General features: G+C 46.4%; 22 protein-coding genes and 15 tRNA genes. 35 read left to right on the top strand and 2 right to left on the bottom strand.

Annotated features, from left to right (window positions below; translation table 11 throughout):
• Window positions 1-109: 109 nt before the first annotated feature.
• The 20 genes from IEW26_RS19340 (at window position 110) to IEW26_RS19245 (ending at window position 5,895) form a co-directional block, all read left to right on the top strand.
• A tRNA-Asn gene (locus IEW26_RS19340) sits at window positions 110-185 on the top strand.
• Between the two features lies 1 nt (window position 186).
• Window positions 187-278, top strand: a tRNA-Ser gene (locus IEW26_RS19335).
• A 14-nt stretch (window positions 279-292) separates the two neighbouring features.
• Window positions 293-364 (top strand) — tRNA-Glu (locus IEW26_RS19330).
• Window positions 365-577: 213 nt separating this feature from the next.
• A tRNA-Val gene (locus IEW26_RS19325) sits at window positions 578-653 on the top strand.
• Between the two features lie 17 nt (window positions 654-670).
• A tRNA-Met gene (locus IEW26_RS19320) sits at window positions 671-744 on the top strand.
• A 28-nt stretch (window positions 745-772) separates the two neighbouring features.
• A tRNA-Asp gene (locus IEW26_RS19315) sits at window positions 773-850 on the top strand.
• Window positions 851-945: 95 nt separating this feature from the next.
• Window positions 946-1,018 (top strand) — tRNA-Phe (locus tag IEW26_RS19310).
• A gap of 21 nt (window positions 1,019-1,039) precedes the next feature.
• Window positions 1,040-1,115, top strand: a tRNA-Thr gene (locus IEW26_RS19305).
• 9 nt (window positions 1,116-1,124) lie between these two features.
• Window positions 1,125-1,210 (top strand) — tRNA-Tyr (locus tag IEW26_RS19300).
• Window positions 1,211-1,217: 7 nt separating this feature from the next.
• A tRNA-Trp gene (locus IEW26_RS19295) sits at window positions 1,218-1,291 on the top strand.
• Window positions 1,292-1,320: 29 nt separating this feature from the next.
• A tRNA-His gene (locus IEW26_RS19290) sits at window positions 1,321-1,393 on the top strand.
• 14 nt (window positions 1,394-1,407) lie between these two features.
• Window positions 1,408-1,482: transfer RNA gene (locus tag IEW26_RS19285), tRNA-Gln, on the top strand.
• Between the two features lie 4 nt (window positions 1,483-1,486).
• Window positions 1,487-1,561: transfer RNA gene (locus IEW26_RS19280), tRNA-Gly, on the top strand.
• Between the two features lie 6 nt (window positions 1,562-1,567).
• Window positions 1,568-1,641 (top strand) — tRNA-Cys (locus IEW26_RS19275).
• Window positions 1,642-1,673: 32 nt separating this feature from the next.
• Window positions 1,674-1,752 (top strand) — tRNA-Leu (locus tag IEW26_RS19270).
• A gap of 151 nt (window positions 1,753-1,903) precedes the next feature.
• Window positions 1,904-2,416, top strand: a complete 513-nt coding sequence (locus IEW26_RS19265; protein WP_188593500.1) for a cupredoxin domain-containing protein — start codon at window positions 1,904-1,906, stop codon at window positions 2,414-2,416.
• A gap of 43 nt (window positions 2,417-2,459) precedes the next feature.
• A complete protein-coding gene (locus IEW26_RS19260) occupies window positions 2,460-3,035 on the top strand; it encodes an RNA polymerase sigma factor (RefSeq protein ID WP_188593499.1) in 576 nt (191 codons plus the stop codon).
• Complete coding sequence (locus IEW26_RS19255; protein ID WP_188593498.1) at window positions 3,035-3,787, top strand: anti-sigma factor; 753 nt, start codon at window positions 3,035-3,037, stop codon at window positions 3,785-3,787. The genes IEW26_RS19260 and IEW26_RS19255 overlap by 1 nt, the downstream gene beginning before the upstream one ends.
• 180 nt (window positions 3,788-3,967) lie before the next feature.
• A complete protein-coding gene (locus IEW26_RS19250; RefSeq protein WP_188593497.1) occupies window positions 3,968-4,894 on the top strand; it encodes an oxidoreductase in 927 nt (308 codons plus the stop codon).
• Window positions 4,895-5,007: 113 nt separating this feature from the next.
• Window positions 5,008-5,895: a class I SAM-dependent methyltransferase gene (locus IEW26_RS19245; RefSeq protein ID WP_229729929.1), complete on the top strand. Its 888-nt coding sequence runs from the start codon at window positions 5,008-5,010 to the stop codon at window positions 5,893-5,895.
• 126 nt (window positions 5,896-6,021) lie between these two features.
• Here the strand turns inward: IEW26_RS19245 and IEW26_RS19240 are convergent, their stop codons facing one another.
• A complete protein-coding gene (locus IEW26_RS19240) occupies window positions 6,022-8,436 on the bottom strand; it encodes a helix-turn-helix domain-containing protein (RefSeq protein ID WP_188593495.1) in 2,415 nt (804 codons plus the stop codon).
• A gap of 312 nt (window positions 8,437-8,748) precedes the next feature.
• Here IEW26_RS19240 and IEW26_RS19235 point away from each other — a divergent pair, with 312 nt between their 5' ends.
• From IEW26_RS19235 to IEW26_RS19180, 12 genes are all read left to right on the top strand, one after another.
• The gene (locus IEW26_RS19235) at window positions 8,749-9,057 is read left to right on the top strand and encodes a LiaF transmembrane domain-containing protein (protein ID WP_111273198.1); all 309 of its coding nucleotides are present in this window, start codon (window positions 8,749-8,751) and stop codon (window positions 9,055-9,057) included.
• Between the two features lie 35 nt (window positions 9,058-9,092).
• Complete coding sequence (locus tag IEW26_RS19230; protein WP_111273197.1) at window positions 9,093-9,764, top strand: PspA/IM30 family protein; 672 nt, start codon at window positions 9,093-9,095, stop codon at window positions 9,762-9,764.
• Window positions 9,765-9,769: 5 nt separating this feature from the next.
• Window positions 9,770-10,006 (top strand): PspC domain-containing protein, encoded by a 237-nt coding sequence (locus IEW26_RS19225; RefSeq protein ID WP_145406553.1) that lies wholly within the window; start codon window positions 9,770-9,772, stop codon window positions 10,004-10,006.
• A gap of 17 nt (window positions 10,007-10,023) precedes the next feature.
• A complete protein-coding gene (locus IEW26_RS19220) occupies window positions 10,024-10,533 on the top strand; it encodes a PspC domain-containing protein (RefSeq protein ID WP_188593494.1) in 510 nt (169 codons plus the stop codon).
• Between the two features lies 1 nt (window position 10,534).
• Window positions 10,535-11,242, top strand: coding sequence for a PspA/IM30 family protein (locus IEW26_RS19215; RefSeq protein WP_111273194.1), 708 nt, complete (start codon window positions 10,535-10,537; stop codon window positions 11,240-11,242).
• Between the two features lie 148 nt (window positions 11,243-11,390).
• On the top strand, window positions 11,391-12,038 hold the full coding sequence (gene liaF / locus IEW26_RS19210; protein WP_188593493.1) for a cell wall-active antibiotics response protein LiaF: 648 nt from the start codon (window positions 11,391-11,393) through the stop codon (window positions 12,036-12,038).
• A gap of 35 nt (window positions 12,039-12,073) precedes the next feature.
• Window positions 12,074-13,189 (top strand): sensor histidine kinase, encoded by a 1,116-nt coding sequence (locus tag IEW26_RS19205; protein ID WP_111273192.1) that lies wholly within the window; start codon window positions 12,074-12,076, stop codon window positions 13,187-13,189.
• The gene (locus IEW26_RS19200; protein ID WP_111273191.1) at window positions 13,131-13,799 is read left to right on the top strand and encodes a response regulator; all 669 of its coding nucleotides are present in this window, start codon (window positions 13,131-13,133) and stop codon (window positions 13,797-13,799) included. The genes IEW26_RS19205 and IEW26_RS19200 overlap by 59 nt, the downstream gene beginning before the upstream one ends.
• Window positions 13,800-14,068: 269 nt before the next feature.
• Window positions 14,069-14,932, top strand: a complete 864-nt coding sequence (locus IEW26_RS19195) for a YwmB family TATA-box binding protein (RefSeq protein WP_188593492.1) — start codon at window positions 14,069-14,071, stop codon at window positions 14,930-14,932.
• Window positions 14,933-15,109: 177 nt separating this feature from the next.
• The gene (gene zwf / locus IEW26_RS19190; RefSeq protein ID WP_188593491.1) at window positions 15,110-16,660 is read left to right on the top strand and encodes a glucose-6-phosphate dehydrogenase; all 1,551 of its coding nucleotides are present in this window, start codon (window positions 15,110-15,112) and stop codon (window positions 16,658-16,660) included.
• 477 nt (window positions 16,661-17,137) lie between these two features.
• On the top strand, window positions 17,138-17,536 hold the full coding sequence (locus IEW26_RS19185; protein ID WP_111273203.1) for a DoxX family protein: 399 nt from the start codon (window positions 17,138-17,140) through the stop codon (window positions 17,534-17,536).
• Window positions 17,537-17,910: 374 nt separating this feature from the next.
• Window positions 17,911-19,494: a peptide chain release factor 3 gene (locus tag IEW26_RS19180; RefSeq protein WP_188593490.1), complete on the top strand. Its 1,584-nt coding sequence runs from the start codon at window positions 17,911-17,913 to the stop codon at window positions 19,492-19,494.
• 197 nt (window positions 19,495-19,691) lie between these two features.
• Here the strand turns inward: IEW26_RS19180 and sspI are convergent, their stop codons facing one another.
• Window positions 19,692-19,925 (bottom strand): small acid-soluble spore protein SspI, encoded by a 234-nt coding sequence (gene sspI, locus IEW26_RS19175; RefSeq protein WP_036673259.1) that lies wholly within the window; start codon window positions 19,923-19,925, stop codon window positions 19,692-19,694.
• Window positions 19,926-20,093: 168 nt separating this feature from the next.
• Here sspI and IEW26_RS19170 point away from each other — a divergent pair, with 168 nt between their 5' ends.
• The 3 genes from IEW26_RS19170 (at window position 20,094) to IEW26_RS19155 (ending at window position 24,538) form a co-directional block, all read left to right on the top strand.
• Window positions 20,094-20,756 carry a potassium channel family protein gene (locus IEW26_RS19170; RefSeq protein ID WP_145406545.1) on the top strand — a complete coding sequence of 221 codons (663 nt, stop codon included), beginning with the start codon at window positions 20,094-20,096 and terminating at the stop codon, window positions 20,754-20,756.
• A 26-nt stretch (window positions 20,757-20,782) separates the two neighbouring features.
• Window positions 20,783-21,571, top strand: a complete 789-nt coding sequence (locus IEW26_RS19165) for a TrmH family RNA methyltransferase (RefSeq protein ID WP_188593489.1) — start codon at window positions 20,783-20,785, stop codon at window positions 21,569-21,571.
• Window positions 21,572-22,033: 462 nt separating this feature from the next.
• Window positions 22,034-24,538 carry an S-layer homology domain-containing protein gene (locus IEW26_RS19155; RefSeq protein ID WP_188593487.1) on the top strand — a complete coding sequence of 835 codons (2,505 nt, stop codon included), beginning with the start codon at window positions 22,034-22,036 and terminating at the stop codon, window positions 24,536-24,538.
• The last annotated feature ends 72 nt before the right edge of the window (window positions 24,539-24,610 follow it).

Below are 24,610 nucleotides of genomic sequence, written 5' to 3'. Positions count from 1 at the left end.
GGAGCTGACCAGTACTAATCGGTCGAGGGCTTATCCAAATATGCAAGTCTAATTTGCGAGCGTTTCGTTTCGAATCTAGTTTTCAGAGAACAACACTCTGAATGCATATTCCCTGATAGCTCAGTTGGTAGAGCACTCGACTGTTAATCGAGTTGTCACAGGTTCGAGTCCTGTTCGGGGAGCCATGGAGAGGTGTCCGAGCTGGCCGAAGGAGCACGATTGGAAATCGTGTAGGCGTCACAAGCGTCTCGAGGGTTCGAATCCCTCTCTCTCCGCCATAATTCTTTAGCAAGGCCCGTTGGTCAAGGGGTTAAGACACCTCCCTTTCACGGAGGTAACAGGGGTTCGAATCCCCTACGGGTCATAGTTATTTTAATAACTAAAGAGTGGGTGAGAATCCCAAAGGTTCGTCGGAGGATCAACATCGTTAGCAACTGCTTCGCAGTCTCTAACGAAGTGATAGTATCCCCTACGGGTCATAGCAATACCTGTTGCTACAAGAAGGGGTGAGAACCCCAAAGAAAAAAATGTTGACTTAGACATCTAATGTGTGATAAGATCTTAAATGTGTTGATTCGGAGGCTTAGCTCAGCTGGGAGAGCATCTGCCTTACAAGCAGAGGGTCGGGGGTTCGATCCCCTCAGCCTCCACCATATAACTTTAATAACGACGCGGGGTGGAGCAGCCCGGTAGCTCGTCGGGCTCATAACCCGAAGGCCGCAGGTTCAAATCCTGCCCCCGCAATAGTAACTTTCTTAATCGAAAGTAATATGGAACCGTGGTGTAGTTGGCCTAACATGCCTGCCTGTCACGCAGGAGATCGCGGGTTCGAATCCCGTCGGTTCCGCCATTTAAGCTTTACATGAGGGAAGTTGTTCACTACATCTGCTGGATGGCACTGATGCCCTGGATAAAGTGTAGCGACTCTAGCTTAGACTTTATTATGGCTCGGTAGCTCAGTCGGTAGAGCAGAGGACTGAAAATCCTCGTGTCGGCGGTTCGATTCCGTCCCGAGCCACCTTTACAGAAAATTTAATATGCCGGTGTAGCTCAACTGGTAGAGCAACTGACTTGTAATCAGTAGGTTGGGGGTTCAAGTCCTCTCGCCGGCACCATTTAATCCTGGAGGATTAGCGAAGTGGCCAAACGCATCAGACTGTAAATCTGCTCCCTTACGGGTTCGGTGGTTCGAATCCATCATCCTCCACCAGTTTTATAGGGGCATAGTTTAAAGGTAGAACAACGGTCTCCAAAACCGTTGGTGTGGGTTCAATTCCTGCTGCCCCTGCCAATTAAATCTTAATGAATGTTTTCTATATGGCGATCGTGGCGAAGTGGTTAACGCACCGGTTTGTGGATCCGGCATTCGGGGGTTCAATTCCCCTCGATCGCCCCTTTGTTATCTAATGGGGATTAGCCAAGCGGTAAGGCAACGGACTTTGACTCCGTCATGCATAGGTTCAAATCCTATATCCCCAGCCATTATGCGGACGTGGCTCAGCGGTAGAGCATCGCCTTGCCAAGGCGAGGGTCGCGGGTTCGATTCCCGTCGTCCGCTCCATAATAAGGCGCCATAGCCAAGTGGTAAGGCACAGCTCTGCAAAAGCTTTATCCCCAGTTCGAATCTGGGTGGCGCCTCCAGCATATTTACCGGATATGCTACAATTAAATAAGCCGGCGTGGCGGAATGGCAGACGCGCTCGACTCAAAATCGAGTGGGAAACCGTGGAGGTTCGAGTCCTCTCGCCGGTATTGATAAAGAGATTCTCAGATATAATCTGAGAATCTCTTTTTGTTTTTTTCTAAAATACATAGAACATCAAACCGAATTCAGGTTTCCTTCGTTTCTTATGTTTGTATGTATGCAGTGCAATATTAATATTATTATTAGGAGGAAGTAAAAATGAACAAACGAGTAAAGGTTGTATCGATGGTTATGGTATTGGGAGTCTGCCTAGGTTTGCCGCAGTTGGCAGCAGCAGATGCTTCAGCATCAATGGTGCATATGTCTTCGAACCAGATGGAGGCTCACAAGGATCATGCCTCTCCGAAATCAGATACAACAGGTAAAAAGACTGTGAAACCTTCCAAGAAAAAAAGCGAAAGCTCTAAATCTTCTAAAGATAAGAAGAAAGTTGCAGATGCCAAGCAAGGGCAGAGTAAAACCTATGTCATTGAAATCTCCAACTTTATGTTTCAAACTGCAGAACTGAAAATCAAGGTCGGTGATCGTGTGGAGTTTGTGAATAAGGATCAGGTTGAGCATTCTGCTGTTGCGGAAGATGGTTCATTTGATACAGGTATGCTCGCTGAGGGAAAGAAATCAGTCATTACGTTTAAAAAAGCGGGCGATATTAATTACTACTGTGGAGCCCATCCGAGTATGAAAGCAGTAATTAAAGTCCTTTCCAAGTAACACGAAATTACGGTGTTCTGACAGGGGGAGGGGAGACTTTTTAATGCAGGAGTATTCCGATTATCAGCTCATTTTACTGATTAAACAAAAAAAGCAAGAAGCACTATCCGAGTTATATGATCGTTATGCTGCTCTGGTTTACTCTTTTTCCTGCAGGTCTCTTCATCAGGAGGAAGGGGCAAGAGAGGTGGTACAGTCTGTATTTGTCAGGATATGGACGACAGAGGCAGAGTTTGACCCCGATAAGGGCCAGTTCAGAAATTGGATACTTACGATTACGCGTAATTTGACGATCGATTGGCTGCGTAAACAACGCAGTCAGTCGAGCAAAGTGGTGTCTTATGATACGGTGAAGAAGCTGGAAAGTGTTGCAGAACATACTGAGTTATCGGTAGAAAATCAAGTTGAAAAACAATTGCTGAAGGAGCAAATCCAAGGAATGCGTGCATTTCTGTCACAGCAGCAGCTTGAATTGCTGGAGCATTTTTATTGGCAAGGATACAGCTTGAGTGAGTTAGCTGCGCACTACCAGGAGCCCTTGGGCACAGTTAAAAGCCGGCTGCACCAGACACTGAAAATACTGCGTAAGCATCTGCTTGCGGGAGGGGACGGGTGGTAATGGCGTCAAGTATGGTCTGTTCATATATGCTGGAGTATCTATCAGATCCCTTCTCGGAAGAAGGTATTGTGTTTGAAAGGCATCTTGCGGATTGTGAGTCATGTAAGCTTGAACTTGAACAATTACGGATAGGCTGGGAGGCGATTCCAATGCAGATGGAGCAAGTAGAGCTGCCAGCCGACCTAAAGCAACAGGTTATGGAAGCGGCGTGGGGACAAGTGCAGCAGGAGAAGTCCTCTCTGCCGACTCATGGACTTAGCAATGGAAGCAACAAGCGTTTTGCGAGATGGAAGGTAAGGGTCGCGGCAGCTTCTTTACTCATTGTGCTGGGGGCCAGTTTGCTTGGGAATATATTTTTGTATCGAGAGCGTGCCGAGCAGCCCGTAACATTACAAAATTCGTTTGATTTGCCAGTGTCCGAGATTCAAAAGGTGATGAAGCTTGAATCACTTGATTCAGAGAGCAGTTATGGTTTGGCTTGCATTGTAGGTAGTGGAAAGAATCAGCAGTTTGTCGTATATCTCTTCAATCCTCCACAGACAGAACAGAATCAGGTTTATCAAGTATGGCTGAACAAGGATCAGGAGCAGCAAAGTGCCGGTAAGTTGAAAGTTGAAAATCAGATAGGGCTTGCTGTGCTTTCAGTCCCTGTGGGCAACCATGAATGGAGCTTTGATTCAGTTGCGATTACGTTGGAGTCTGATTCCCAAGGGCTTGTACCGCGTGGCCCACAGATATTTCGCTCAAGCTAGCAGGTCTAAACTTCAAACCAGGACATGGAAGATTGAAAAAAAAAAAAATTCCTCAAGTCCCATGCTGAACTTCATTAAAGAGCCCCTTTTGGGGCTCTCCGTGTGTACTGGACACATATAAACTTTTATACTTGATTCATGTGAATACGTCAATCTTTTATACTATAGGGGGCAAGAGGAATGAGTAGCGTCTGGACGAAGGGCAACATGCCGGATTGTTCTGGCAAAACCGTGGTCATTACTGGAGCAAATAGCGGAATTGGATTAGAGGCAGCCATCGCGATGGCTGAGAAGAATGCAACATTGGTCTTGGCTGTTCGGAATATGGAAAAGGGTCAGGCGGCTCTCGCCAAAATTAAAGCTATTCAGCTTGGAGTGCAGGCGGAATTGATGCAACTGGATCTTGCCGATCTGGAGAGTGTCAGAGCATTTGCTGCAACATTTATGCAGCGGTACACCTCTCTTGATATTCTGATCAACAACGCTGGCATCATGAATACACCATATCGTCTGACACAGGATGGCTTTGAGTCTCAATTTGGAAGCAATCATCTGGGACATTATGCACTGACCGGTTTACTTTTACCCAGGCTGCTTTCAACTCCCGCTTCCCGTATTGTAACGTTGAGTAGCATCGCTGCTCATAACGGAAGAATTGATTTTGATAATCTGGATGGAGCGAAAGGATATAACAGCTGGAAGTTCTATGTGCAAAGTAAACTGGCGAATATGCTCTTTGCAAGAGAACTCAATAACAAGCTGGCAGAGCAAGGTCTGAGCACAGTTAGTGTAGCCTGCCACCCTGGGTTTTCTAACACCAATCTGATGTCATTTGGTTCGGGCAAGCGTGCCAATCCTTTCATGCGTCTGCTTACATATCTTGGAACGCAACCAGCACATATGGGAGCATTGCCAACGTTGTACAGTGCAGCTTCTCCAAACATAAAAGGCGGAGAGTATATCGGTCCAGATGGGCGTGGAGGGAGAAAAGGATATCCGACAATTGACCCAATCATCAACAGGCTTTATGATGCGAATGTATCACACAGGCTATGGGAAGTATCAGAAAAATTGACTGGGGTTACTTTCGCGTTTGATCAGCAGTAACATGGAAAGTTGACGTTTAGTTCTATTCGATATATTGTAGATATATTAAGTCTTTAAATTGAAAGGATGTGTAGAAGCTGACGATTCAGCCATTAACAGCAAATACAGAGATTTTGTTTGACCTCGGTGTGTGGGAAAAAGCCTGGAAGACACGTCCCAGAAGTTCAAGGTATCAGAAAAAAAGCGCCCCCTTTGATACAGAGGAAGTTTTTGAGCGTTGGGCTCGTAATTATCACGCCCAATCGTTCACCGATGAAGGTCAGAAACGTGCAGCACGCATTATGGGATGGATTGAAAATCAGGGGGTAACGTTTGAAGGAGCATCGGTCCTTGACGTAGGTGCGGCCTCTGGTATTTTCACGATTCCATTTGCAGAAAAGGGTGCTGTAGTCACTGCAGTTGAGCCTTCTGCCTTGCTTGTCTCGTTAATGAAGGAAACGATCCCTGCTGAGCTGCAAAATAACATTACGATCGTATCGGATCGATTCGAAGAGATATCTATTCAGGAAAAAGGCTGGGAGAAACAATACGATATCGTCTTTGCATCGATGTGCCCGGCGATGTCGGATTGGGAAACGATTGAGCAAGCCATAAGCTGTGCCCGGAAATATGTCTATGTTAGCATGATGGCGGGTACCAAGGAGCATACGCTTATGGATGAGCTAAGAACGGTGCTTGGCATGGAGGTTCTATATAACGCAGGAGATATGGCATACCTTCAGCAGCTGCTTTACCTTAAAGGCTATTCATATACAATGATTGTTACGAGAGAAATAAATGATTTTGAGATTACAGTGGAAGAATTAATTGAAAAGCTGCCAGAATGGCTGCACACGTATGATATGCCATTTGATGCAGCAGCTGTAAGTAAAGCTGAGAAATATATTCGTGAAACATATCAAGCAGGCGTAGTCCCGTTCTCACGTGGAGCAAGGTTTGGAAAAATGCTTATTCATCTGGAACAAGCACATATGAAAACCGTGCCTGCTGTCAAAAGATAGACGTGTAGACCTGGATGAAGAAGCGGTGTGGTCTACAGAGAATGAACAGCAGGCTGTCGGTAATATTGGCTCTGATGAGATCTTTTCCTTTTCCCTGTATACTAGTCACTCCATATTGGATCACTGTTAACCTTTAACGGCCCGTTCTGGATGCTGTTTGCGCTCCCGGTATCTTCCGGGAGTCATACCCACCCACTTGCGAAAGGAGCGGATGAAGTTCTGTGGATTCGTGTACCGGAGCCGCTCTGCGATTTCTTTTACCGTCCATTCACTCTCATCCAGCCATCTTTTGGCGATATTTAGCCGATATCTGGTTAGGTACTCGCTAAAGGAGGCACCGGTTTCTTTACGAAAAACACTGCTTAGATAATTGGCGTTGTAATGGAGACGTTCAGCACATTCCTCGAGGGTTAAATCTTTATCATAATCTTGCTGGATCATGGCAATCATCTTTTCGGAAATGTTCTGATATTGTGCATACTGTCTTTCTCTGAAAATATCCATAACGGGCAGAATCACCTCTCGATAGAACCATTGCTCGATCTCTGCGGCGTACTGTAAGTTATGCAGCTCCTGAAAAAGGGAACGAGAGCCTGGACTGATCTGTGAGAGTCTTACTCCCGATTCTTGAGCCACTTGCAGGACTCTTGTCAACAGCCTCATTAGAGCAGCCTGATACTCTTCCGGGGTGCATTCAAGCGAAAATACCGTCTGCATCATTTCAGTCAATTGTGCAGCAGCTGCAGTCTCTTCTGCTTGTTGAATAGATTGAAGCAGGGAATACTCCAGCGCCTCAGGGTAAGTCATAGCCCATGCTGTGGAAATCAGATCAAATTGCCCGTATTGAACAATAATACCAGCGCCAAGCCGCATTCGATGCTTCAAGGCATCCATAGCTTCGTTATAGGCTTGAGGGATATGATCCATGAATAGATGTGGCTGGCTCAAGCCGATACTTACCTTCAAGTCAAGCACCTCATGGATCTGCAGCTGCAGCTGCTCTGTTCGTAGCAAAAGCTGCTTTGAGAACACCGTCTTATCTTCCTCGTTTGTGCCCACCACCGTTACAACGTTCTGCTCCATAACAATGGGGAGCAACTGTTGATCCGGTCTAATGCTTTCCTCCAAAATGTTCTGAAGCGCGAATAAAAGCAGGGAACGATCTTCCATCGTATATCTTTCATGATTCAACAGTTCGGGCTGCAGTGCAATAACGGCAATATGTTGCCATGTTGAAAGCTGTGTGACATAGCCCTGTTCGCGTAATGTCTCATGCATGGTATTAGGGCAAGTCCGGCCTTGAAACCATTGAAGCATATAATATGTGCGTATCTGGCCCTGATGCTGATTTAATGTGCATTCCAACCGGGAACGCGCATCGGATAAACGTGTGACACCCAGCCGAATCTGTTCAAGCTCATCAGGCTGACTCACTACATTCTGGTTCAGCGAGACGGTATGCCCGCTCCCCTTAACGCTCATGTGATCACCCAATAGAGCAAGAATACGTTTGATCGGAACGAGCATGTGCCTGGAGCCAACCCAAGCGAGCAGCAGCGAAAGTAAAAGCATAGCTAGGCTGATATAAAGCGTGTGAAAACCGATTTGGATATAATCCTTGGTTGACGTGTTCTCGGGAGAGATGAGAATATACGTCCATCCCTTTAACGTTGAGGGAGTATAAATCAATGAATAGTCCGTATCGGCAAAACGCACTTCACGTTTCGCAAAAGCATCCGAATAAGTCACAGGTACCAAGGTTTCAATCGATGTGCCTTTATTTCCATCCTTCAGTCCCAAAGCGGATAAAGGTTGTCCGATATACGCGGCATTCGGGTGAGCAATGATCCGCTGATCCCGGTTAATAATGATGAGACCGGAGGCAGATGACTCACTTGCAACAGATTGACCCAATGGGTTTTGCATGTAACAAGCTGGAATTCCAGCCACTAGAGCTGCATTGGATGAGTGAGCGACATCAGGAACTGTTCTTGCAAGAGCAATATGATAGTTACAGCTTGTCTCGGAAGGGGTATTCTCGCTGCTGTTCTCATGACTGAAAATAGATGATGGTGCAAGCTGCCATCCCGAGGTTAACGTATTTGTAATGAGATCTTTCATCGGCAGAGATAATGGAAAGCGAGTATTCGCATACAAGCCCGCATGATCAATAAGCCAGTTCTGGGACTGATTAACCAGCATAATGTCCAGCATCGGCTCCCAGGACCTCATATGCTGAAACTCGGTTTGGAGCTCGGCTGCCTGTAACGGGTTTCTTCGTTGCTGCAAAGCAGGATCAGTAAGGGAACGGCGTGTGATTGGAGAGCGGACAGCCTGATCCAGCATATAGCTGACTGTAGCCAGCTTGTGTTCTACATTGGATTGTATTTGTTCAAGCAGCTGCTTGTTTGCTTCTGTGCGGTGCAGCTCATTCTGGCTGGAAGAGTACACTATAGCGGAAATTCCCGTCAAAAGAATGGGTACGGTGCTTAACAGCAGGCCGAAAATAATCATTTTATGAAGATAACTTAATTTTCCCACAAGTCCACTCCTTGGCGTAAATAGTAGGTTTATCTTTATTTTAGTAAACGCTCTCAATTAGAACAACTTAAATTTTGTTTATTTGGATAAAAAAGTAATTCTAAAAGGACAGTCCAAGGTCCAAGAGGAACCCCGACCTGAGTCTAGGATCAAAAACCGTCCACGGTCTGTTTTGAAAAATAACAGAATCCCCTAGAATAAAGACATAAGGTTGAACAAGAAACACGGAAACAAACAACAAAGCAAATGAGCTAAATGAACAAATCTTAAAACAAATCATTAGCAAAACGGAAAGGGTGGTGAAGAACAATTATGAGAATGAACAAAGGAAATGGCTGGGCAATCGTGTTAATCGTGCTGGGAGCATTGCTTTTATTCGGAAAATTGACCCCGCTGCTTGGACACCTGATGGGTTATCTGATTCCGATCCTGATGATTGCACTGGGATATTACGGAGTCAAGCAAGGTAACGCAGTCTTCGGCTGGATCGTGCTTGTCATCGGTATTCTCTCGCTGGTGGGGAAACTCTCCTGGCTCATCGGACCGATTATCGCCATTGCATTAATCGTCTGGGGTATCTCGATGCTGGGTAACAATCGTAACAACTATCGCCGTTACTAAAGTTCCACGACTAAGGAAAAGGAGGACAGAACCTAATGAGTGTATTTCGTCGAATGCGGGATATTACCGTAGCTACTCTGAACGAACATCTGGAACAAAGTCAGGACCCGGTTAAATTGATTGATCAATTTCTGGTCTCGACCCGCCAAGACATTGGAGAAGCTGAGAAGCTTCGTCACCAGTATGCAAGTCATACAAGACAAATGAAACAGCAGGCTGATCAGGCCGCAGCAATGGTGAACAAACGGGAAGAACAAGCATCCATGGCCTTGAAGGCTGGAGAGGAACATCTCGCCAAGCTGGCTTTGCAGGAGAAGATTCTGCATGAGGAGAAGATGGATCAATACAATGAGCTGTACACACAAAGTGCTGCCGCACTGCAGGAGCTTGATGATCAGATTCACCAGTTGAAGGCAGAGTATCAGAATGTATACAGTAAACGCCAATATTATTACGCCCGGATGCAAACCATCCAGCTGCAGCAGCGAATGAATCAACGTGGAAATTACAATGGTCAAAACGTACCTCGTATGTTTAACCAGTTGGATGATCAGGTCTCTGATCTTGAATACGAGGCACAGAGTCTCCGGGACATCCGGCGCATGAGCCAAGAAGGTTCGGGATTATCGGGAGGCATGTCATCCTCTATGCTGGACAAAGAATTGGAGCGTTTGAAGCAAAAGCTCAATAACGATAAAAAGGAGTAGTCACCATGAATAAATTATACCGCTCAACGCGAAATCGTATGCTGACAGGTTTGATCGGCGGCATATCTGAAAATCTGGGATTAAGTACCACGCTGCTACGGATCATTTTCTTCATCAGTATCTTCGCAACGGGTGGTACATCACTATTCATCTACTTCATTGCTGCACTGATTGTACCAAGAGAACCCCACTACGCTGATCCGTATGTTATCAATCCAGATCGCGGCAGAGGTTACAAGTAAACGAAAGGAGAAAGCAAATGAGCAAATTATACCGCTCAACGCGTGACCGAATGATGACTGGTCTGATCGGTGGCATATCTGAAAATATTGGAATGGATTCTACACTGCTGCGGATCATCTTTGTTATCAGTATTTTCGCCACCGGAGGCACAACGTTGTTAATTTACTTCATCGCCGCTCTTGTGGTACCGAAAGAACCGTTCCCTCCATATGATCCATATGGTTACGGTCCGGGATCTGGACCCGGTCCAGGCAGAGGTTATGGCGGTTACGACCAGCAGCCTCCAAGAGACCCTTATCACAACAGTCACAATCAACCAGGTCCCGGCTTTGGCCCAGGCCCAGGATATAACAACAGACCGCAAGCAGGCTCGCGTTCTTATGACAACAACAACATGTATGGAACAGGAAGCCAGAACGAAAGTGAACTGGACTCCATGATGAAAGATATTGAGAAAAAGGCACTGAAAAAAGAAGTGGAAGAGCTTCGCCAAAAACTATCTCGTTATGAGAAGGGAGAAAAGTAAAATGGGAGTATTTAAACGGATTAAGGATATGACGAAGGCATCTGTAAATGATATGTTGGATAAGGTAGAAGATCCGATTGTAATGTTGAATCAGTACCTGCGTGACATGGAGGCCGAAATTCATGAGGCTGAGGTTACTGTAGCCAAACAAATGGCGAATGAGCGTCGCATGAAACAACGTCTGGATGAAGCGGAACGTACTTCCGTACAACGTGAATCGCAAGCGGAAGCTGCCTTGGCTAATGGTCAGGAAGAAGTAGCTCGTAAATTGCTGGAAGAGAAAATCTATTTTGATCAAAAAATTACGGAATACCGTGAACTGCATGCTCAATCCGAAGCACAAGCGAAAGATTTGCTGCAACAGCTGCACGATATGAAAGACGAGTTCTACAAAATGCGTAACAAACGCAATGAGCTTGTATCCCGTGCTCAGATGGCCAAAGCCAAAAAGCAAATGTCTTCAATCAACAGCCTACATTCCATTGAAAGCGGAAGTGCATCCCTCGGATTCCACCGTATGGAAGAGAAAATCATGCAGCTTGAGGCTGAAGCCGATGTAGCACGTGCACCATACCGCAACACAGGTTCTACGTATACCAATCCGGTTGATGTGGAAAAGCAATTCAAAGTAGATCAGCAATTGCAGGCTTTGAAAAACAAAATGGGTAATGCCGCCAAAAATGAATCGAGCAATTCTGCTAAAGAATAACTGTTCGCATGATGGACAATATGATATTCTATAGATCGTGTGTACTTTACGAATCGTAGAACAAAAGTTAAGCCATACAGGACTTGATTGCCTGCTATGGCTTTTCCGACGAAACAAGAAAAATGACTTGCAGAGGAGGTGCGGCAGCATGAACAGAAAAAGCCAGTGGCTTGCGATTATTATTATTATAGTGGGTATGCTGATGCTGTTTAATCGGCATATGAATTTGCTGACCGCTGCTGCACTGATCCTGTTAACAGTGGGTATGCTTCAAATTCGCAAAGGGGATACCCATAAAGGTTATCGTTATTTAGGAATAGGTGCAGCCCTGCTGCTGCTGGATAACTTGATGATTGTTTTTTTGATTGTACTTGCCTCATTAGCGTATTTTTATTCGAAAAATAAAAAGATTCATTTTCATGATTATGTATGGAAAAAACAGAATTTCATGGCACGTTACTACTGGGATCAATCCTCCTGGAGGCTGCGAAGCATGAGTCTGTGGCACGCTATTGGCGAAGTTAATGCCGATCTTTCTCTCTCGATTCCGGAGGAGAAGCAGACCATTGTGCTGCTGCAGGGTGTTATGGGGAATGTACGATTGACTCTGCCTGAGGATTATGGTGTCGAGATTGAAGCGTCAGTGCTGTTTGGCAGAATCAATCTGCTTGACGAGCAGGACAGCGGTATGATGAACAAATTAGTATGGAGAACCCCTGGGTACGAATCCAGTGAACATAAAGTAAAATTCGTTATTTCTTATATTGTTGGCGACTTAAACATTCGTAATCCGTAGTAAATAGAATAAATGAAGAAAAGGAGGAATCCCGATTGAAGAACAGAAAACATACTGACATGGTTACCCGAAGTATGCGCGAAGGGGTCCTCCTTGTTTTCATTGTGCTTGCTGTTGTTTTATATGTATTGTATACATATGGATATCTGGCTCCGTTTAAAGGCTGGAGTCATCTGATTCAATCCGGGCTCGCATTGCTGTTGCTGCTGATTGGCATTGGTGCCATTTTCGGATTTTATCAGAGCTACAGGGTCAAACGCAGGCTTGAATTGTTAACGGAAACCTTGCTGCAATGGGAAAAGGGATCACTATCCCGTACCGTGCCCGATCTCGGTGAGGATGATGTGGGGCGGCTAAGTGAGCAGCTTGGCCGGATCGGCAAAAAGTGGGAGGATCAGGTATCCTCCCTTCAAAGGTTGTCCACCAACAATGCGCAGCTGGCAGAACAGGCCAGAATTACAGCCATTGTAGAAGAGCGCCAGCGGCTCGCACGTGAGCTGCATGATGCGGTGTCACAGCAGTTATTTGCAATTTCGATGACAGCAACGGCGGTAGGCCGGAAGATGGAGAAGGATTTTGAAAGGGCACAGCGTCAGGTCGCTTTGATTGAAGAGATGGCTTCGGTTGCCCAATCCGAGATGAGAGCATTGCTGCTGCATCTGCGTCCGGTTTATCTGGAGGGGAAACATCTGGAACAGGGTCTGCGTGATCTCGTAATGGAGCTGAAAACCAAAGTGCCGATGGAGATTGTGCTGGAGATGGACGAAGATATCCACCTGGTTAAAGGAATCGAGAACCATCTGTTCCGAATCATTCAGGAAGCCATGTCGAATACACTGCGCCATGCGAAGGCTGAAAAAATGGAAATTCGTCTGCAGCGCAGAATGGATGCGGTTCGTGTGTTGATTCGGGATGACGGGCAGGGCTTTGATCTGGATGAGCAGAAGCAGGCTTCATATGGCTTGGCAAATATGCGGGAACGGGTGACAGAGATTGGTGGGGCTATCCAGTTTGTGACGGCTCCTGGCAAAGGAACACGAATTGAGATCACGATCCCTGTGATGAACGATGAAAGCGAGGTAGAAGATGTCAATGGAACCGGAAGTCGAAACGGAGACGGAATCGTCGATCAGAGTATTGCTCGTGGATGATCATGAGATGGTGCGTATCGGTCTTGCTGCTGTGCTTGATACCGAGGATGGCATCGAGGTCATCGGTGAAGCAGGAAGTGGAGAGGAAGGCATTCGGCTTGCACAGGAGTATAAGCCTGACGTAGTGCTGATGGACCTTGTCATGGAAGGCATGGATGGTATCGAAGCTACACGTCAGGTGCTCAAGATCAACCCGGAATGCAAGGTTATTGTGTTGACCAGTTATCTGGATGATGAAAAGATGTATCCGGTCATTGAAGCCGGAGCTTTCAGTTATTTGCTGAAAACGTCCAGAGCCAATGAAGTTGCTGACGCCATTCGTGCAGCTGCCCGCGGTCAGTCCGTGCTGGAGTCACAGGTAGCATCCAAAATGATGAATCGGTTTAGACAGCCACAAGCGGCTGCGCCTTTGCACGAGGAGCTTACCGATCGGGAGATGGATGTTCTGCGCCTGCTCGCTCAAGGCAAGTCCAATCAGGATATTGCGGATGAACTGATTATCGGCATCAAAACGGTGAAGTTTCATGTAACCAATTTGCTTGCCAAGCTTGGAGTAGACGACCGGACACAGGCAGCAATCTATGCGTACAAAAATGGTTTAGCCGAGTAAAACGCAGTATGTGAAATGGTAGGAGATTCATCCGTATCGGGAATGTTGGAATATGCAAAAGCAAGATGATCATGAAGCTTGATTATAACAGGAAGCTCAGTCTGCCTTTACGTGGCAGAGGGGCTTTTTTTGTTTTGCCATGGAAAATAAGATGCTAGGAGTGAAGGACAAAGGGGAAGTCCTCGCTCAGGCTGTATAATCCCGTCTGAAAGAGGGTATGCTGGTTGATAGATTCATAGAATGGGAAGAAAGAAACAGGGGGAATTCAATTGTTGAATCGTTGGATGACGACAGGCATTATTGCAGTGGCAATTATTATTTTAATCAGTGTTACACATGCACAGGTATATGCGGAAAATATGACGGCAGCAAAGCCTTTATCCGAAACAGCGGCTCTGGAGAAATTGCTGCATACAGCAGATTCGATGATCGATCGTACGGATCGCTTGGTGATCAAGTGGCAGGCTGGGGGGAAGGGGAACGCTCAGGAGCATGCGATGAAGCTGGCTCTGGAGCTCGGACTCGCGGCACCAGTACAGATGTGGCAAAACGGACATCAGGTGTATCGCAGTGAGGGTACAGTCGGAGCTGAAACATCCGGGCAAAGCACCCGGGTGCTGCTCAACGCAGTGAATACGGATGATGAAGGCTACTACATTATTGTGCAGCTGTCTGAAGGAAGGAAGCTGGACCGTGATGCATTGTTAACATGGCATGGGCAGATGGCAGAAGTGATGGAGAAGCTGGGCATGAAGGCGAGCTGGAATATGTCGGTGCAGGGTATGGTGAATGAAGCTCATTTAAAGGATACAAAGAACACAATGGACACAACTAATGCAACAGATGAAATAAATAAAACGAATGCAATGGATGTGTTCGTGACAGGCATGAACAAGACGACCGCACAACTCGCAGTGATGGAAGCCAAGCTTTCCCGTACAATGAAGATGAGGGCTGTGGAGCGGTATGAGGATGAAGCAACAGCAAGCATTTCCTATCAGGCGGCTGACTTGCCTCTGGAAATTCAAAGCGGTACACATCGATTAAATATGCAGCTTGCGGTGCATCAAGTGAGTGGGCAGCAGGCTGCTCGAGTTACGGTAGGTTTTCCACTCATCACGATTGAATATTGAATAGTGAAGGTAATGAAGTATAGTGCATCCGGCGAGGTGATATGCTAAAATGGCATCACATCCAGGAAGAAACTGGATGGTCGATGTCAGATGCCTGTCAGAAGCAGAGCAGATGAACACTATTACATAGCTCGGGAAGCAGACTAAGAAGAGTCCTCCCGGAAGAAAGAGGAGCCTATGGATAATAAACAGATGCAAAATGAAGTGCAGACACCAGGTGCAGTGTTTTTCATTTTTGGAGCGACGGGCGATCTGGCCCGCCGGAAGCTGTTTCCGGCCATCTATAGTTTATACCGTGAGGGCAAGCTTGCCGAGGATTTTGCGGTCATTGGCGTAGCCCGACGTCCGAGGTCACAGGAGCAGTTTCGGGACGATCTTCTTGAATCCATTCAGGAGTTCTGCCGTTATCCGGCAGAAGAGCCTGAGGAATGGAATGCTTTTGCCGAGCATTTTGAATACAAATCACTCGATATTAACAACGTAGACGGGTTTCGTGAGCTGCGGGAGCAGACGGAGCAGCTGGAAGCCAAATTCAAAACACCAGGCAACCGCTTGTTCTATCTGGCGCTGGCTCCTGAGCTGTTCGGTAGTGTGTCGTACAGCTTGAGAGATGGCGGAATGCTGGAGGGCAGAGGATGGAATCGTCTGGTGATTGAGAAGCCGTTTGGATACGATCTGCCATCAGCGGAGAAGCTGAACGAGCAGATTCGCGAAGTGTTCAAGGAAGAGGAAATCTACCGGATTGACCATTACCTGGGCAAGGAAATGGTGCAGAACATCGAGGTCATTCGCTTCGGCAATGCGTTCTTTGAGCCGCTGTGGAATAACAAACATATTGCTAACGTGCAGATTACGCTGGGTGAGACGGTAGGTGTGGAAGAGCGTGGCGGTTATTATGACCATTCTGGTGCTCTCCGCGATATGGGACAGAACCATATGCTGCAGATGCTGACGATGATTGCGATGGAGCCGCCAAGCCGTCTGTTCCCGGAGGATATCCGCGATGAGAAGGTGAAGGTGCTTCGTTCCCTGCGGGAGTTTACGTCAGATGAAGATGTACGAAACAATGTGGTGCGAGCTCAGTATACAGAAGGAGAGTACCGTGGGAAACAGCTTCCGGGGTATCGCCAGGAGGACAAGGTTGATCCGGAGTCCAATACAGAAACGTACTTTGCTGCGCGTGTATTTGTAGACAATTTCCGCTGGGCAGGTGTGCCGTTCTATATTCGGACAGGCAAACGCCTGCCGGTAAAAACGACGGAGATTGTCGTTGAGTTCAAATCAATGCCGAATAACGTATATCTCGGTAAAAAATATAAGCTGGAGCCGAATCTGCTGGTCATTCGGGTGAATCCGATGGAGGGCATTTATATCAAAATCAATGCCAAGAAACCGGGCTCGGATTCCGAGATTCAGCCGCTGGCAATGGACTTCTGCCAGAGCTGCATGATCGGAATCAACTCGCCCGAGGCTTATGAGCGCCTGCTGCACGATGCAGCAGAAGGCGATTCCACGTATTTCACCCGCTGGGATGAAGTGGCGACGGCCTGGTCTTTCGTGGATCGCATCGCTGCTGCGTGGGGGCGGAATCAGGGCGAGCTGCACACGTATCCGGCAGGCACTTGGGGACCAGAGGCGACAGGCAAGTTGCTGGAGCAGGATGGTTTCCATTGGTGGCCGGTGAACGGACAGGATGAGGACAGTGTCATTTGGCATGTAAATGGTTAAGGTCATGAGCATGTGAAGATAAGGATGTATATGTGATTAAACAGAGTTCAGCAGCTTGAGGGAAAGCAACTGGAATCAAATCAGTACAGGTTAGTGTCAAAGAGATGGTTATTCAAGCCCGGAAGATCGCAAGAAAGATGCGGTGTTTTCGGGCTTTTTTTTCGGTTGAGATCAAAGGGGAAAGAGGCGCAGAGAGGCAGCTCCATCATAAGGAAATAAATAATTAAAATTAAGTAGTTGACAAAAAGTAAGTATGTAACTTATACTCAACACATGAGTTAAAGAGTTACGCAAATGACCTGCTGCATTCGGGCCACACAAAAATACAATATTCCGAGTCAGGGGAGCATTCATGAGATAAAAGGTAAACCAGCTGAAGGGGTTTGCGGCACGACCAAATCATGAAAAAAATTTGGCATAATATCTTTAATCTAAGAATACTATTTTGTAATTATCGAATGGAGGAAAAAGAAGATGATGTTGGATCTAGGGTTGTTGTTAATTCGTTTGGTGATTGGTTTGTCGTTTATGGCCCATGGGGCACAAAAGCTGTTTGGATGGTTCGGAGGTTACGGTATTAAAGGGACTGGCGGCTGGTTTGAATCGATCGGCATGAAGCCGGGCGCACTGCTTGCTCTGCTCGCAGGACTTGCGGAATTTGGTGGCGGCTTGCTGCTGGCGCTGGGTCTGCTCACACCGGTAGGCGGCATTCTGATTGCACTGACTATGGTGATCGCTATTGTGAAAGTGCATGGTGCTAACGGCTACTGGTCTACACAGAACGGATTCGAATACAATCTGGCGATTCTCGTACTGGGCGTAGCCCTTGCTCTGACAGGCGGCGGGCAATATGCGCTGGATGCACTGATTTTCTAAAATCGAATAATCTGCAAGGAATGAGAGGACCCGGATGCCAGCAGTATGGCAGAAGGGTTCTTTTTTTGCGAAGAAAAGTGTAGAAGTTGGGGAAGGTAATCGGTTATTTTCGGCACAGATTATGGTACAATAGGAGAGTTGAATTGAGAACGAGTGAAGAAACAGGAATGGAAGCGCCCAATCTGAAAGGATGAACTCCATTGTAAATGTGTAAAATGAATTTATCGTGTACTTCCAATTATGAGGACGACATGTGAATGAATAGACAACCGGCTTCGCCGGGTGGCATAAGTTTACCAAGGTTTGGCTACTTGCAATAATGGACCGGCATATGCCGGATTAACGTGAATGAACGGACGAAAGGGATAGACGCTATGAGCAAAGCTGCAAACAACATTCTGCAACAGGAAGTGGACAAACGCCGGACGTTTGCCATTATCTCTCACCCGGATGCGGGTAAAACGACTTTAACGGAAAAGCTGCTGTTGTTCGGGGGCGCGATTCGTCTTGCGGGAACAGTAAAGGCTCGGAAAGCCAGCAAACACGCGACAAGTGACTGGATGGAAATTGAGAAACAGCGGGGGATCTCGGTCACATCCTCTGTGATGCAGTTCGACTACCTCGATCATCGGATTAACATTTTGGATACACCAGGTCACCAGGACTTCAGTGAAGATACGTATCGTACGCTGACGGCTGCCGACAGCGCGGTCATGCTGATTGACGTGGCAAAGGGTGTCGAGGCACAGACGATTAAATTGTTCCAGGTGTGTGCGAAGCGCGGCATTCCAATCTTTACGTTTATTAACAAGCTGGATCGTGAAGGACAAAGCCCGTTTGATCTGATGGAGGAGCTGGAGAACGTACTGGGTATCCGCTCTGTGCCAATGAACTGGCCGATCGGAACAGGACGCGATCTGTGCGGCGTATACGACCGGATGAAAAATCAGGTGGAGCTGTTCCAGGGTGACGATCACTCCACTATTAAAGTGCAGAAGGTTGAAAGCTACAAAGATCCGATTATCCGTGAGATGGCGGGTGAATACCTGCATGAGCAGCTGTGTCAGGAGCTTGAGCTTCTGGATGTCGCAGGTGATCCGTTTGATATGGAAAAGGTACAGCGTGGTGAACTGACGCCGATTTTCTTCGGCAGTGCGATTAACAATTTTGGTGTGCAGACGTTCCTGGAGAACTTTCTGGAGCTGGCTCCCAAGCCAGAGCCGCGCAGTAGTACAGCAGGTGAAATTGAACCGACCAATGAGAAATTCAGCGGATATGTATTCAAAATTCAAGCAAATATGAACCCGGCACACCGCGACCGTATTGCGTTCCTGCGCATTGTATCCGGCAAGTTCGAGCGCGGCATGAGCGTGAAGCATAATCGTGTGGGCAAAGAAATCAAGCTGTCCCAGCCGCAACAGTTTCTGGCACAGGATCGGGATATTGTCGAAGAGGCGTATGCAGGCGACATTATCGGTCTGTTTGACCCGGGGATTTTCCGAATTGGAGATTCCTTGAGCCAAGGCAGTGAAGTGGTATTTGACGAGCTGCCAACGTTCTCGCCAGAGATTTTTGCCAAAGTCACGGTTAAAAATGCGTTGAAGCACAAACAATATCAAAAAGGGATTGACCAGCTGACAGAGGAAGGCACGATCCAGGTATTTAACACGGTGAGCTTTGATGAGACCATTCTGGGCGTAGTGGGTCAGCTCCAGTTCGAGGTATTTGAATACCGGATGAAGGGTGAATACGGGGTAGATGTGCAGCTGCAGCGGATGCCGTATCAGTTTGCCCGCTGGATTGTAGATGAGAATCTGGACCCGAGCAAATTCCGGATTAACTCCGCGCTGGTTAAGGATAAAAAAGGAAACTACGTCGTTCTGTTCGAGAACGAATATGCGATGAGAACGGCTATCGACAAAAATCCGACCGCGAAGTTCCTCGAAACTGCGCCTTAATTGGAAAATAGATTGTCTGTGCGACGTATGAATAACGCATACAGGCTTAAATAATTCAATCCCTCCGCCGGTTTGGTGGAGGGATTGTTGCTTTACCCTTACCTTCAAGGCAGGTATGAAACTGCCGATCAGGGAGAGTTTTTTTCGCAGACAGAACAAACGGTTTGATGGTTTCCCTTCGTCCGCCAGTGCTTCGGTTAGCGAAGCGGCTGAACGGGAATGGTGTGCAGATGCTCCTGCGCGATCTGAATCAGTTCCTCCTGCTTGGCAGGTTCGGTGTTCTTCCAGATCATTTCGAAAATGGCGCCAAGTCCGGGCAGTGCTGCTTCAGGTCCGTCCACTGAACCTTCGATCATCTCTCGTAGTTGGTCATCACTTTTGTCATGAACCTTATGAACAATCGCTTCACGCAGGCTTAATGTAATGGGCATCGCATTTCCCTCCTCGTATTATTCGGCTGCTGTATTACTGTTCCCTGTGGAGGGTGAGCGCATTCAAGTTTCTCCGCCTTTGTGGTATACTACGAAGGATTATTTACGTTGGCATCGTACCGGAAGAGGTGCGTCATGCCGTAATGCAGCGGGAGGTTAAAGACCCTGATGGCAAAGAAACAATATGCTGTAATTGGCATGGGACGGTTCGGGTCCAGTGTGGCTAATGCACTGAGCGGTATGGGATTTGACGTGCTGGCGATTGATGCGAACGAGCAGCGGACGCAGGAAATGTCTAATGTGGTGACTCATGCGGTATCGGCAGACTCAACGGATGAAGAAGCGCTGCGTGCGCTGGGCATTCGCAATTTCGATGTAGTTGTTGTTGCGATTGGCGAGGATATTCAGGCCAGCATTCTGACAACGCTGATTTTGAAGGACATGGGTGTACCGGTGCTGATTGTAAAAGCTCAGAATGAGCTGCATGGCAAGGTGCTGCAGAAGATTGGTGCGGACAAGGTAATCTACCCGGAACGGGATATGGGGCTGCGTGTAGCGCATCACCTGACATCCCCGAACATTCTGGATTATATTGAGTTATCCGAGGATTACAGCATTCTGGAAATGAAGGCATCGGAGCAGATGATTGGCAAAAACCTGCTGGAGCTGAACATCCGGGCACGATTTGGCTGTAACGTCATGGCGATCAAGAGTGGGGGATCGATGAACATCTCTCCATATGCCGAGGATCGGATTGTAGATGGAGATGTGCTGGTTATTGTAGGGCACAAGGATCATCTCACCAAGCTGGAGCTGGCTTATCCGAAATGAAATGGGAATTCGGGAAGGATGGAACGATGGATATTGTATCACCGCAAAATACACGTGTAAAAGAATGGGCCCAGCTGCTGGAGAAAAAGCATCGGACCCGTCAGCATAAATATATTATCGAGGGCATTCATCTTGTACAGGAAGCGCTGCGCGCCGGAGCTGATCTGGAGTGCATCGTATACGATGGAGAGCAGGGGGTGCCGGTGGAGCTCGTTGGCTTGGAAAATCCGTTGAAACGAGTAGAGTGGATTAGTGTGTCTCCTGCGGTTATCGCTAAATGTACGGATACGATGACACCTCAGCCGGTATTTGCGATTGTGCGGAAAAGCACAGAGCCGCTGCAGAGTCTGATTGCGGAGCGTTCAGGTCTTGTTGTTGTTTTGGACGGGGTTCAGGACCCGGGCAACGTGGGTACCATTATTCGCAGTGCGGATGCCGCCGGAGCGGCAGGTGTCGTGCTTGGTGCTGGCTGTGCGGATGTATATAACCCCAAAACGATTCGTTCGACGATGGGTTCATTGTTCCATTTGCCTATTGTAGAGGGAGAGTTGGGGGCGCTGCTGCCTGAAGCGAAGTCCTCCGGTGTGAGGCTGGTCAGCACCTCGCTGCAAGCAGAATATTCGTGCTACAGCTATGATTTTACACAGCCTGTATGGCTTGTCATTGGAAACGAAGGCAAAGGCATCTCTGACACGACAGCACAGCTTGTAGATGACGCAATTACGATTCCCATGCAGGGCCAAGCCGAGTCCCTTAATGCTGCGATGGCGGCAACGATTTTGCTGTTTGAGGCGATGCGGCAGCGGATGGGCTGAATGAAAATCTGTCCAACAAATCTCGAATAATTGATCCATAGTCATAATAACTGTCCAGAAAGCTCAAGACTGAGAAATAAAGCGTATCTAAACGCTGATTTCCCAGTCTTTTTGTTCTCTTTTTTCGAGTTTCAATTAGGGAAAAGATATTACTTGTTAAAGTAAAGCAGATAATGAAATGCAATGCTCCAGAAGTAAAATAATGAAAATAAAAAATTGTAGTAATAGGAAGAAAACTCTGTCTTTATACAAGGAAGCAAGGAACAAGGCTGTAGCGAACCCTCAAAGTCTGGTGCAAGATGGATTAGGGGAATTATGGGTTGTAAAAGAAAGAATTCAAATCTATGAAAATATTGTCCGTTTATAACATATGTGATACTCTTTTAAGGGGTTAGAACCAAAGTATTAGGTCTTTGGAATCAATGGCTCACATACATACTGACATCGGAGGGAAAAAGTATCGTGAAGAAGTGGGGAAATTTATTTCTATCAGGAGTTTTATTATTTGGAGGCATGGCTTCGTCAGTACACGCTGAATCTGTAGCAGACCCAGCAGGAGATCATGGTGAAAAATCAAGTATTTCTGTAAAAACGTTCGAGGATGTAAAAGGAAACTGGGCTCAGGAGGTCATTGAAAAATGGGCTGGCCGAGGCATCGTGCAGGGGAATGAACAAGATCTGTTTAAGCCTAAGCAGGAAGTTACACGTGCCGAATGGGCATCAATGATTAATCGTATTTTCCAGTACGAACAAGCCGGTCATACGACATTTACGGATGTATCTGAATCTGACTGGTATGCTCAAGAAGTTGCCAAAGGCATCCAAGCGGGCTATATTCAAGGCTATACGGACGGTTCATTCCATCCCAATGATAGACTAACAAGGCAGGAAGCAGCAGCAATAATATCTCGAATCTTAAACCTGCAGGGCACTGGAGAAACTCGTTTTACAGACGATAAAGATATTCAGAAATGGAGTAAAGAGGCAGTTGGTGCAGCTGCTGATAAGAACATTATTGTAGGATATAGCAATGGGGATTTTAAACCGAATAATGCAGTTACAAGAGCCGAAGCAGTGCAGATTTTAGATCGGGCTTTTAGTACATATGGAAGCTGGTACGGGCAAGAAGGAGAATATGGTCCCAAAGAAAAGAAAGAAGAAATTCAAGGAAATGTCGTCATTGGAACTTCCGGAGTAACACTTCAGAATATGAATATTACGGGTGATTTGATTATCAGCAAAGCTGTTGGTCAAGGCGATGTATTCCTTAAAAACGTAACCGTTCAAGGCAAAACATACGTATACGGCGGTGGGGAAAACAGTGTGCATCTGGAAGACTCTGTTTTGTTGACGGTTATCGTCAATAAAAAGGATGGTACGGTGCGTTTAGTAGCGACTGGAAAGACCGAAGTGCATGAAATGACTGTGCAGACCGCTGCAAATATCGAATCAAGTGAAAATGCAACAATTGATAAGCTTACACTCTCTGAAGCTCTCCCAGAGAAATCAAGAGTGTATCTTAAAGGGAATTTTGAAACAGTAGATGTTGCTGCTAAAAGTATAAATATTCAAGTTCCTTCTGGAACTTTAAATCAGCTGAACTTCGCAGCTTCTGCAACAGGAGCAGAAATAGAAATTAGTCAGGAAGCAAAAGTCATAACAGCTATTCTTAATGCGGCCGTAAAGTTAATTGGAGCCGGAAAAGTGGAACAGGCGACAGTTAATGCTGTGGGTGTATCTATGGAAAAGGCGCCGAATAAATTAAATTTAGGGTCTGCTATGCCTTCAGATACAACAGTGCAAATCAATGGTACTAATAAAGCTGTAACTGCAGTTACACCTCCGATATCTGTGTCCCCTTCATCTTCAGCTGGAGCACCTTCTGGTTCAACAGCAAGCAATATTGACGGGAATTCTGGAAATTCAGGTTCCGGAAATAGCGATACTGGAACACCCGGCTCGGGGAGTGGTGGTGTAACACCGCCTGTAACGAATGCACCTGGCAGAGAATATGGCAGTTATGATGGTGGTTCTTATTACTTCGTTGGCATTGAATCCGAAGCAATTCCTGTTACAGATTCGGTATATATTTACAGCCCGCGCAGTGGGTATGCCTATGTTTCTAAAAGTATGATTAACGAAAAAGATCCCGTTATGCTAGAAGAAGCTATCAATCAGAAGACAGCATACAGAGTCAAGATTGAAGCGAATACTCGTACAGCGCTGCCTGTAGGGGAAATCGCATCAGAGTTCAGCAGTTATTATAAGGTGTTTGCTGTAGATAATGAAAACCGCGTATCTTATATTCGAAATATTATGGTTCTGGACGTACAAGGGAAACAACTTACGAAACAGGGAATGATCCTGTCATCAGGCGGTTGGATTGATGATAAGGAATCGTATTTCATTTACTTTAATAGATTGATTAAAGCTGTAGATCCTGCTAACTTGAGAAATAAAATTGAGATTTCAACCGATACGGAGGAAGCTATTTTCCGTCCATTGAATGATGAGGATCAGGTTGAAATTGTAGGTAATGGCATCGTTCTCACTCCGAAACAGAACTACGGTAAATCAACTTATATTCGTCTCAATGCTGATGCTGTAGAGACAATGGACGGGGAATACAAAAATAAAGTCTTCACATCGACAAAGTATTCAACATTTACACGTCCAGAATTTATTGATTACCCGGACAAATGGGAAATAACGGTACCCGTTGGAACGGTTATCAAGTTTAAAGCCAACTATGGTGGGGATACGTTCTACTTTATATATAAAGATACTTACGGAACTTCAGACAGCTACGATCAAGAAGTGACAGATGGTCATGGGTATAAGCTGGATATTCCTGTGGACGGTGCTGGCGAGACATTCGAATTTGATACCAAAAATTTGCAACCTGGGGACTACAAGCTAACCGCGTTCAGATCTATGTCTCTGTATATCAAGCTAACAGCAAATTAAATATATAAATACAACTTCATTCTAATACAAATACCTTCAAGATAATGGAACCTATCACAAGATGGGAGATTA

It is taken from the genome of Paenibacillus silvae (genome assembly GCF_014639235.1).
Lineage (GTDB): Bacteria > Bacillota > Bacilli > Paenibacillales > Paenibacillaceae > Paenibacillus > Paenibacillus silvae.
The sequence above is the reverse complement of the archived record's forward strand: the minus strand, read 5'-3'. Positions and strand labels throughout refer to the sequence as shown.